The following is a 9,808-nucleotide window of genomic DNA, read 5'->3' on the forward strand; positions in this document are numbered from 1 at the left end:
CTTCCTATGGATATATGGGAACAAATGATAATCGCCCCGCCGCCCACAAAGTGTTGACCATCCGTTACTTGCGAGGTGGGGCACAAGGTTTAAACACTTAAGCTCATGTCTCGCCGCGTCGTCTTTTTCATCGCGTTGATTGCGCTCGCCGCTCTCGGAGCGGCCACTGCTCCCTGGACCCTCAGGGAGAACGGCCTGTCGTCTGCCCTCTCCGACCACATGAAGGAGCGTTATGGACTGGACCTGACGGTCGAGGGCCGCTCCACCTTTGCCGTGCTGCCGATCCCGCGGGTCAAGTTCGAGGATGTCACCATCCGCTTCCCCGATCAGGCTCTCAAGGCGGAAGGCGGCACGCTTCGCGGCGAGATCCGCGTGCTTCCTCTCCTGCTGGGGCGGGTCGAGCTGTCGGATTTCAACCTGAGCGACAGCAAGGTCACGGCTTCGGCCGAGGCGCTCCGGAACGTGAAGTGGAACGACGTGTTCAAGAGCCGCTCCAGCGCGCTCCACGCCCGCCGCCTGATCCTCAGCCGCACCGCTATCCGATGGACCGACCTGAAGGACGCCGACCTGGATGTTTCCGAGTTCGTGATCCGCTGGGTCGGCGAGAAAGAGCCGCTCACGGCTTATGGCACAGCCCTTTGGCGGGGCGAGCGGATCGTCGTTGAGGAAGCCGCCATTCACCCGGATCGTCTCACGACCGACCGCATCAGCCCCATCGAACTGAGCGTTATTGCTCCAACATTGCGCCTGAACCTGCAGGGCGAGGCGCAGCTCGGCGTGAACCCCAGCCTCACCGGCCACGGCTCCATCGAGACGGGTTCGATGAGAGACTTCACGCGCTGGAGCGGCATGAAGCTGCCCTTCGGCTCTCTGGTTCAGGCCTTTTCCGTGAAGGGCGACTTCTCCATGGACCGCCGCCGCCTGTCCTGGCCGTCGGTCGCAGTCATGCTCGGCAACGACAAGCTCGAAGGCACCATGGCGGTTCGCATCGACACCGAGCGCCCCATGATCACGGGCACCCTTGCGGCGGACGACCTGAACCTCGCCGATCTGTTCGCCCCGTTCTCACAGGCCCGCACCTCGTCCGGAGCCTGGAGCGAGGAGACGCTCGATCTGGCTCATGTGACCGGCAGCGATCTCGATCTGCGCCTCTCGGCGGCCTCGGCCCGCTTGGGCAAGCTACGCGTCGAAGACATGGCTGCCAGCGTCCTCGTACGTCCCGGTGAGATCGAAGCCTCGATCGGCCGCGCCGGGTTTCATGACGGCACTCTCAAGGGCCGCCTGTCGCTCGCCTCCATCGGCGGGGAAACAGAGTTCAAGAGTCAGGGCACTTTCGCCGGTGTCGAGATTGCGCCTTTCCTGGCCAGCATCGGCGAGCCGCGCTGGATCACCGGCCATGCCCAGGGGCAATTCTCTTTCGAAGGCAAGGGACGCAATCCGGTCGAGGTGGTGCGGAAGGCGCAGGGGCGCAGCTCTGTCACCATTCATCGCGGCGAGCTCGTCGGCATCGCCCTCGGAGACGCATTGAAGCGCGTCGAGAAGCACCCTCTCCTCGCCTCCCTGAACTGGAAGGGCGGACGCACGCCGTTTCAGGAGGCGCAGGCCCAGATCGTCGTTCGGGACGGCATCGGCGAGGTGACGGAAGGCAGTCTCGTATCCGAAGAGGTCATGGCCGAAATGAAGGGCCAGGTGCTCATGGTTGATCGCACGCTCAACCTGAAGGCGGAGATCTCACCCGCCGCCTCGCAGGCCGTGCCCGCCATCGCTTTCGACATCGGCGGCGGCTGGGACAACGTGAGCATTTCACCGAAGGCCCGCTCCCTCATCGAGCGGTCGGGAGCGGCAAAGCCGCTCCTCCCCAATCGCATTCTTCCAAACGAACAGAGGCCGCAGGCGACCGCTCAGTGAGCGTTCCGCTGGGAGCGGAGCACCGAGCGCTTGCTGAGCAGGGTCGCTGAGATCACGCCGAGCGTCACGAGACCGATCAGGATCGTCGAGGCTGCGTTGATCTCAGGCGACAGGCCGAGGCGGACCTGACTGTAAATCCTGATCGGCAACGTCGTCGCGCCCGGACCCGTGTTGAAGCTCGCAATCACGAGATCATCCAGGGACAGCGTGAAGGCGAGCAGGAAACCCGCCACGATGGACGGCGCGATCAACGGCAGCGTCACGGCGAAGAACGTGCGCAAGGGCGGCGCGCCGAGATCCATCGCCGCCTCTTCCAGCGAGCGGTCGAAGGTCATGAGGCGCGACTGCACCACCACCGTGACGAAGCACATGGTGAGCGTGGTATGCGCGAGCGTGACCGTCCAGAAGCCGCGGTCGAGGTCGATGGCCACGAAGAACAGCAGCAGCGACAGGCCGGTGATGACCTCAGGCATGACCATCGGCGCATAGATCATGCCGGTGAACAGCGTGCGCCCCGTAAAGCGGCCGTAACGGGTAAGCGCAAGCGCCGCGAGCGTGCCGAGCACCGTCGCAATGCTGGCGGACAGAAGCGCGATGCGCAAAGTCACCCAGGCAGCTTCCATGAGCGCCTGATTGCGGAAGAGCGCGCCGTACCATTGCGTCGAGAAGCCACCCCACACCGTCACGAGCCGCGAAGCATTGAAGGAATAAATGACGAGCAGCAGGATCGGCAGGTAGAGGAACGCGAAACCCAGAACCAGGGACGTGACGTTGAAAACGCTCAGACGCCTTGTCATGGCCGTGTCTCCAAGCGCCGTGCTTCCACATCGCGATAGATCACGATGGGCAGAACGAGGATGATGAGCAGAAGGATGGCGACGGACGACGCCAACGGCCAGTCACGGTTCGAGAAGAACTCGCTCCAGAGCTGACGGCCGATCATGAGGGTTTCCGATCCGCCGAGAAGGTCGGGGATCACGAACTCGCCCACAGCTGGAATGAAACAGAGCAGCGAGCCTGCAATGATGCCGGGCATCGCCAGCGGCACCGTGATGGTCCAGAACGAACGCCAAGGTGTCGAGCCGAGATCGAGGGCTGCTTCCAGAAGCGTGTCGTCCATCTTCTCGAGCGTCGCATAGAGCGGCAGCACCATGAAGGGCAGATAGGCGTAGACGATGCCGATATAGACTGCCCATTCCGTATTGAGAATCTCGATCGGCTCGGAGATGAGGCCGATCCCCGAGAGAGCCTGCGTGAGCAGACCTTCAGGCTTCAGGATGGCGATCCACGCATAGATGCGGATGAGGAAGCTCGTCCAGAAAGGCAGAATGACGAGCGCCACCAGCAGGGAGCGATGCCGCTCGGGTGCGCGCGCCATGCCATAGGCGATGGGAAAACCGACCAGCAGAAGCAGCAGGGTTGAGATCGCTGCGATCCGCACCGAGGAAAGCGTTGCGCGGAAATAGAGATCGTCCTGGGTCAGCAGCTCGAAATTCTCGAAATCGAGCGCGCTGAAAAAGCCCATGATGTCGCTCCACTCGAAGAGCGGTCTGTAGGGCGGTTGTGCGACGGCGGGATCGGACAGGCTGATCTTGAGGACGATCAGGAACGGCACAAGGAAGAACACGCCGAGCCAGAGATATGGCACGGCGGGCACGAGCCCTGCGCTCAGGCTCTTCATGAAGGAACGCTCTTTCATGGCTTATTCCGCCAGGATGACAGCCGCACCCGGCTCGAAGGTGACATAAACCTGCTCATCCCAATCGATGGGACTTTCCACGAATCGAGAGACATTGGCACGCGACACGCGGAGGATTTCGCCGGTGGCCAGCTTGATCCTGTAGACGGTCCAGTCCCCGAGATAACCGATATCCCACACCTCACCGGTCAGCACGTTCACAGCCTCGGGGCCCGGCTTCTCGCGCTGGATCGTCATCTTCTCGGGCCGCACCGCGATGGCGACGGCCTGACCGGAATGCAGCACCTCGTCCGGATCGTCGATGGTGAGCGGAGTTTCGGCGGACGCGGTCTTCACGCGCCAGAGGCCGTTCTCCTGGCCCATCACATGGCCTTCGAGGATGTTAACATCGCCCACGAACTCCGCGATGAAGCGGGTCTTGGGCTGCTCATAGATCTCGCCGGGGTCGGCCACCTGCACGATGCGCCCATGGTCCATGACCGCGATGCGGTCGGCCATGGTCATCGCCTCTTCCTGGTCGTGGGTGACCACCACGAAGGTCATGCCAAGCTCGTGCTGGATGTCCATGAGCTCGAACTGGGTTTCCTCGCGCAGCTTCTTGTCGAGGGCGCCGAGCGGCTCGTCGAGCAGGAGCACCTTCGGCCTCTTGGCGAGCGCGCGGGCCAGGGCCACTCGCTGACGCTGGCCTCCGGAGAGCTGGCTCGGATAGCGCTTTGCGAGTTTCTCGAGCTGTACGAGGCGCAGCATTTCACCGACACGGTCGGCGATCTCGGGCTTGGGCAAGCCATCCTGCTTCAGGCCGAAGGCGATGTTCTTCTCGACGCTCATATGCGGGAAGAGCGCATAGGACTGGAACATCATGTTCACGGGGCGCCGGTAAGGCGGAACTCCTTCCAGGCTCTGGCCCGCCAGGGTGATCACGCCTTCGGTCGGGTATTCGAATCCCGCCAGCATGCGCATGAGGGTCGTCTTGCCGCACCCGGAAGGGCCGAGCAGGCAGAAGAATTCGCCCTCGAAAATGTCCAGTGTCAGGTGATCCACCGCGACCGCGTCGCCGAAGCGCTTCGTTACGTTATCAACACGGATCAGCGGCTTGGCTTGGGGATCGGCCCAGGGAGCGAAGGTGCGGCGCACGGCGCCGACGGAAGCAGAAGCGGATTGGCGTACTGGAGGAGGCAAGATGTTTGAACTTCACCTAAGCGAGAGAACCTGCCGCGCAAGCTATGACGTCCGGGCTGCAAGAACAACAACTTAAAAACCGGATTTCCACCACCTCCGCCCTCCGCGCATGCCCGGGTCTCCGGCCAAGCTTGGGGCGGGCCCTTGAAGGTCCATGAGAGGATGCATATAAAGCCTCCATATAATTAGTATACTATCAATATGCACTCTCATCAGGCACGCCGATGACCGCAAAGATGATTTTCTCCGAGGAGCTGTGGAAGGTTAGCCGCAAGATGCGGACGTTGTTCGACGCTCGCGTTCGCGCCGAGGGCCTGACCCTTCCCCGTGCGCGCGCCTTGATCCTTCTCGCCAAGAAGGATTGCGTGAACCAGACCGAGCTCGCGGAAGCCCTGGAGATTGAGGGACCGACTCTCGTTCCCCTCCTCGATGGGCTTGAGAGGCAGGGTCTCATCGTGCGTAAGCCCGTCGACGGGGACCGGCGCGCCAAGCAGGTCGCTCTTACCGCAGCCGGCCAGGAGCAGGCTTCTCACGTGAACGGTCTCGTCAAGGACTTCCGCAGCGATGTTCTAAAGGACGTCAGCGAAGACGACCTAAAAGCCGCGATCCGCGTTTTCCATGCCATAGCACGGAATATGGAAGCCGCGTGCTGAGAGTGGTGCTTTCTCGATGACAACGACTGGAGGGGATCGCTCGAACGATTCCGCTCGCCCCGCCGAGGCTTCCGAGATTGTGCTCCTCTCGGAAACCCAGGGCAGTCAGGAACAACAGGTGCCGCCCGCCTCCCCGGCGGCGCCTGCCCCCATGGCTCCTCCCAGGCCTTGGCCGCGGGCAGGCCTGTACATGCTGGCGTCCCTTCTCCTGTCCTTGACGCAAGGCCTGGGAAGGGAGCGCGCCCTGGCAATACGTATCCGCAGGCACGCAGCTTCTCACGCTGGTGCCGGAGCGCATCTCCATCGACCCGAACCAGCCTCTCGCAGAGCGTCTGTCCCCCGGCATGTCCGTGGTGGTGAGCGCCGACACATCGCTAGGTGCTGTGTCGGAGACTGGAACGAACGCGCAATCTCAAGCATCGAACTGATGCAGGGCAGATCGACGGGATTAAAGATGAAATGGGAGCAGTTCGTTCTCCAACCCGCAAGGAATAAAAAAGCCCGGCTTGGACAGCCGGGCTGAAGTTCTTGGAGGTTAGTCCCGGGAGGTCATCAATGGCCGCCGGCACCGGCGGGAGCCGCACGCGGTTTCTTGATGAAGGGCAAGGCAAGGATCAGGCAGAGGAACAGCACGGTCAGCAGCAGGAACACATCCGCGAAGGACATGACCATGGCCTCACGCCGAACCATGTTGGACATGGTCTTGATCGCCGCCGCGCTCGCATCGGTGCCGAGAGACTGAAACTTCATGGTCATGGCGTTCAGCGTCTCGACCGCCGTGGAGCGGCCCCAGTTCACGTTCTCGCGCAACCGCTGAAGGTGGAGATCCAAGCGATTGTTGAGAATCGTGTTGATGAGCGCCAAGCCGACGGCACCGCCCAGGTTGCGGGTGAGGTTGTAGAGGCCGGACGCATTCTTGATGCGCTCGGGCGGAAGAGTTCCAAGCGCGATATTGTTGATCGGCACCATGCAGATCATGAGACCCACACCGCGGAAGACCTGCGGGATGAACAGCTCCCAGAAATCCCAATCCTTGGTGAGCCCGCTCATCAGGAACGTGCCGAAGGCAAACGCTGCAAAGCCGATGCCCATCATGACACGCGGGTCCATCTTGCGCGACAGGAACCCCGCGACAGGCGCCATCAGGAACATGACCGCGCCCGACACGAACATCGTCTCGCCAATCTGCAGGGAGGAATAGCCCCGCACGCGAGCGAGATAGATCGGGTAGAGATAAGTCAGGCCGTAAAGGCCGATGCCCATTACAAAGCTGAAGGACGAACCGGCAAGGAAGTTGCGGTCGGAGAAAGCACGCAGATCCACGATCGGCTGCTTGGCCGTGAACGCCCGATAGAAGAAGCCGATGGCGCCGATCACGCAGACGATGGTGAGGACGAGCACGATCTCGTCCTGGAACCATTCGTTCAGGGGCCCCTCCTCGAGAACGTATTCAAGGCTGCCCAGGAACGCCGCCATGAAGCCAAGCCCCGCCCAGTCGAAGCTCTTGAACAACTCGAAGTTCGGCTCGTCGAAATCCACCAGCAGGTAAGTGGAGATCGTCACGAAGATGCCGGGCACGATGTTGATCAGGAACAGCCAGTGCCAGGAAAACAGATCGGTCAGGTAACCGCCGAGCGTCGGGCCGATGGTGGGCGCGAGCGTCGCCACGAGGCCGATGAGCGGCGAGATCACGGGCCGCTTCTCCGGTGGGAAGACGGTGAAGGCGGAGGCGAACACGGTCGGGATCATGCCGCCGCCGATGAAGCCCTGCAGCGCGCGATACACGATCATCTGGTCGATGTTCGTCGCCGTCGCGCACATGAAGCTCATGAACGTGAAGCCGCCCGCGGAGATCACGAACATCCAGCGCGTGGAGAGCACGCGCGAGAGCATGCCGGAGAGCGGGATCATGATCACTTCCGCAATCAGATAGCTCGTCTGCACCCAGGAAATTTCATCCGACGAGGCTGAAAGGCCCGCCTGAATTTCGGCAAGCGAAGCCGAGACGATCTGGATGTCCAGGATCGCCATGAACATGCCGAAGACCATGCAGAAGAACGCGAAGGTCCTGCGCGGACTCACCTGCGCAGGCTTCTCGGCCGCCACAGCCGACGGGTTCGATATGGCAGCGGAAGCGGCCATGGGAGCTGTTCTCTTTCGTTACGGCTTGACGCTCGCCGTCTTTTGCGGCTCGGCCGAGGTACGGGTATCCACATCGACCACGACCGACAGGCCCGGACGCAGCAGTCCCTGCCGCGCGACCTCGGGGTTCACGGCCACGCGCACGGGTACGCGCTGCACGATCTTGGTGAAGTTGCCGGTGGCGTTCTCCGGCGGCAGAAGGCTGAACACGGCACCCGACGCAGGCGAGACGCTTTCCACCGTGCCGACAATGTCCGCGTCCGGGAATGCATCGACCTCTATCTTCACCTTCTGGCCGACCTTCAGGGAAGCAAGCTGCGTTTCCTTGAAGTTGGCATCCACATGCACGCTGGTGAGCGGCACGAGAGCGGCGAGGCGAGCCCCAGGCTGCACGAAGGTGCCGATCTCGACAGCCTTGTTGCCGATCACACCGTCGGCAGGCGCGCGGATTTCCGTGAAGGAGAGGTCGCGCTGCGCCTTCTCGACAGAAGTCTGCAACTCCGCCGCCACCCGGCGCGCCTCGTTCTGCTGCGCACCCAGCACATCGACATTCGCCGAGGCGGCGGCGAGTGCCGCCTGCGCGCTCTTCACGCTGGCCTGAGCCTGATCGCGGGCAGCCTTGGCATTCTCCAGCGCTGCACGGCTCGTGTAGTCCGAACGGGCAAGCTGCTGCTGACGGCCGTAATCGCTTTCGGCGCGCTCGAAGCCGGCCTGCGCAGACGCGATCTGCGCCTCGGCCTGAGCTACGGAGGCCCGGCCCGCTTCGATCTGACGCCCGATGCGCTCGATGGCGCTTTCCTGGGTAGCGAGCTTGTCCTTGGCGGATTGAAGGGCGAAACGGTAGTCGCCATCGTCGATCGTGGCGATCAAATCGCCGGCCTTGACACTCTGGTTGTTCGTAACCGCCACGGAAGACACATAGCCTGACACTTTAGCCGAGAGGATCGTGATATCGGCCTGCACATAGGCATCCTCGGTCGAGACCATGAAACGCCCTTCGGTCCACCAGTGGAAGCCCTCATAGCCGCCAAACAGCAAAGCCGCGCCGGCAAGCACTATGAGGATAGGCTTCTTGCGCGATTTAGCCTTGGGCGAGGCTGCTGCCTGAGCCGGAGTCCCCTGCCCCGCTTCCTGCGCGGCTTGCTCTGTTTCAGGAACCTGACTGGGTTGCCGATCCATGACGGGCCTGGAGTCACCCTTGCCGCCTCGCTCGAACTCTTCCCGATACGCCATGGAAACCTCTTCAACAGCCTTCGCTGACCAGTTCCTGAAGTTTGGACCCGTTCTTGCGGCTATGGACTATAATGACTAAGTAACCCCCATATGATTTGACCGAACCGTTCGGTCAATAGCCGGAAGGTGACAAAACGCACATGAGCGACCTGAAAGACCTTGCCCGCGCAGAGGCTGTGACGGCCAACCTTTCCGTCGTTGAGGAAGGTGCGGAAAACGCTAAGCGCCGCCAGATCCTCGAGGGCGCCCGTCAGGTCTTCCTGGCAAGCGGCTTCGATGGGGCCAGCATGGGCGAGATCGCGAAGACCGCCGGCGTTTCCAAAGGCACGCTCTATGTCTACTTCGACAGCAAGGAAAGCCTGTTCGCAGCGCTGACGACTGAAGAGAAGCGCAGCTTGGCCGAGGTTCTCTTCAAGCTGGACGCGGAGGATCCGGATGTCCGCGCTGTCCTGACCAAGCTCGGCGAGACGTATATCGACCACTTCAGCAAGCCTGAGCACATCTCCTCGATCCGCATGGTCATCGGCGTCGCCGAGAAGTTCCCCAGGCTGGGTCAGGCTTTCTACGAAGCAGGCCCCTGCCAAGGCACCGCGCGGCTTGCGGCCTATCTCAAGCGCCAGAACGAGGCAGGTCGCCTTGCCATTGCCGACACGGAAGTGGCCGCCCAGCACTTCCTCGACCTCTGTCAATCCGGCCTCATCCGCCGCCTGCTCTTCTCCGTAGGCGATCCGCCAACCGATGGAGAAATCGAGCGGAATGTGGCCAACGCGATCCGCGTGTTCTTTGCAGCCTACGGGCCGCAGGCCAAGCACACGAAGGCCTGACGTAACTCGGAACTGATTTCAAAGAAAAAGCCCGCGGATTTCTCCGCGGACTTGTGTGTTTTATGGGCGTGACGAGAGGATGCCTCTTACATCCACCACTGCCAAGCGCCATCCACGATGCCGCCCTTCAGCTGCTCCGCCTTGATGCCCTCCAGGAACACCGAGCCCCC

At 62.2% G+C, this 9,808-nt stretch carries 8 protein-coding genes; 3 read left to right on the plus strand and 5 right to left on the minus strand.

The genetic code is table 11. The features are described from left to right. Positions 1 to 105: 105 nt before the first annotated feature. Positions 106 to 1,908 (plus strand): AsmA family protein, encoded by a 1,803-nt coding sequence (locus tag BLP10_RS01000; protein ID WP_091128373.1) that lies wholly within the window; start codon positions 106 to 108, stop codon positions 1,906 to 1,908. Here the strand turns inward: BLP10_RS01000 and BLP10_RS01005 are convergent. Genes BLP10_RS01005 through BLP10_RS01015 form a run of 3 tightly spaced genes read right to left on the minus strand, consistent with a single transcriptional unit; the run spans position 1,902 to position 4,786 of the window. Continuing rightward, positions 1,902 to 2,705, minus strand: coding sequence for an ABC transporter permease (locus BLP10_RS01005; RefSeq protein WP_091128376.1), 804 nt, complete (start codon positions 2,703 to 2,705; stop codon positions 1,902 to 1,904). The two genes, BLP10_RS01000 and BLP10_RS01005, sit on opposite strands and share 7 nt — an antisense overlap. Further along, positions 2,702 to 3,607 carry an ABC transporter permease gene (locus tag BLP10_RS01010; protein ID WP_091128379.1) on the minus strand — a complete coding sequence of 302 codons (906 nt, stop codon included), beginning with the start codon at positions 3,605 to 3,607 and terminating at the stop codon, positions 2,702 to 2,704. Before BLP10_RS01010 ends, BLP10_RS01005 begins: the two co-directional genes overlap by 4 nt. A gap of 3 nt (positions 3,608 to 3,610) precedes the next feature. After that, positions 3,611 to 4,786 carry an ABC transporter ATP-binding protein gene (locus tag BLP10_RS01015; protein WP_175493718.1) on the minus strand — a complete coding sequence of 392 codons (1,176 nt, stop codon included), beginning with the start codon at positions 4,784 to 4,786 and terminating at the stop codon, positions 3,611 to 3,613. A 224-nt stretch (positions 4,787 to 5,010) separates the two neighbouring features. Here BLP10_RS01015 and BLP10_RS01020 point away from each other — a divergent pair, with 224 nt between their 5' ends. Further along, a complete protein-coding gene (locus BLP10_RS01020; protein ID WP_091128386.1) occupies positions 5,011 to 5,439 on the plus strand; it encodes a MarR family winged helix-turn-helix transcriptional regulator in 429 nt (142 codons plus the stop codon). A 552-nt stretch (positions 5,440 to 5,991) separates the two neighbouring features. Here BLP10_RS01020 and BLP10_RS01030 read toward each other — a convergent pair. Together BLP10_RS01030 and BLP10_RS01035 are read right to left on the minus strand one after the other, a co-directional pair. After that, entirely contained in the window at positions 5,992 to 7,581 is a 1,590-nt protein-coding gene (locus BLP10_RS01030) for a DHA2 family efflux MFS transporter permease subunit (RefSeq protein ID WP_091128393.1), read from the minus strand. Positions 7,582 to 7,599: 18 nt separating this feature from the next. Further along, positions 7,600 to 8,814: an HlyD family secretion protein gene (locus tag BLP10_RS01035; protein ID WP_091128396.1), complete on the minus strand. Its 1,215-nt coding sequence runs from the start codon at positions 8,812 to 8,814 to the stop codon at positions 7,600 to 7,602. 140 nt (positions 8,815 to 8,954) lie between these two features. Between BLP10_RS01035 and BLP10_RS01040 the strand changes: the two genes are divergently transcribed. After that, positions 8,955 to 9,638: a TetR/AcrR family transcriptional regulator gene (locus BLP10_RS01040; protein WP_091128399.1), complete on the plus strand. Its 684-nt coding sequence runs from the start codon at positions 8,955 to 8,957 to the stop codon at positions 9,636 to 9,638. Positions 9,639 to 9,808 lie beyond the last annotated feature (170 nt).

The sequence above is a fragment of the Microvirga guangxiensis genome (genome assembly GCF_900102135.1).
In the GTDB taxonomy this organism is placed as follows: domain Bacteria; phylum Pseudomonadota; class Alphaproteobacteria; order Rhizobiales; family Beijerinckiaceae; genus Microvirga; species Microvirga guangxiensis.

Bases quoted from the DNA above. Each gene is read 5' to 3' on its own strand.
- BLP10_RS01035 (WP_091128396.1), bottom strand. From the start codon at position 8,814: ATGGCGTATCGGGAAGAGTTCGAGCGAGGCGGCAAGGGTGACTCCAGG.
- BLP10_RS01005 (WP_091128376.1), bottom strand. From the start codon at position 2,705: ATGACAAGGCGTCTGAGCGTTTTCAACGTCACGTCCCTGGTTCTGGGT.
- BLP10_RS01040 (WP_091128399.1), top strand. From the start codon at position 8,955: ATGAGCGACCTGAAAGACCTTGCCCGCGCAGAGGCTGTGACGGCCAAC.
- BLP10_RS01020 (WP_091128386.1), top strand. From the start codon at position 5,011: ATGACCGCAAAGATGATTTTCTCCGAGGAGCTGTGGAAGGTTAGCCGC.
- BLP10_RS01010 (WP_091128379.1), bottom strand. From the start codon at position 3,607: ATGAAAGAGCGTTCCTTCATGAAGAGCCTGAGCGCAGGGCTCGTGCCC.
- BLP10_RS01000 (WP_091128373.1), top strand. From the start codon at position 106: ATGTCTCGCCGCGTCGTCTTTTTCATCGCGTTGATTGCGCTCGCCGCT.
- BLP10_RS01030 (WP_091128393.1), bottom strand. From the start codon at position 7,581: ATGGCCGCTTCCGCTGCCATATCGAACCCGTCGGCTGTGGCGGCCGAG.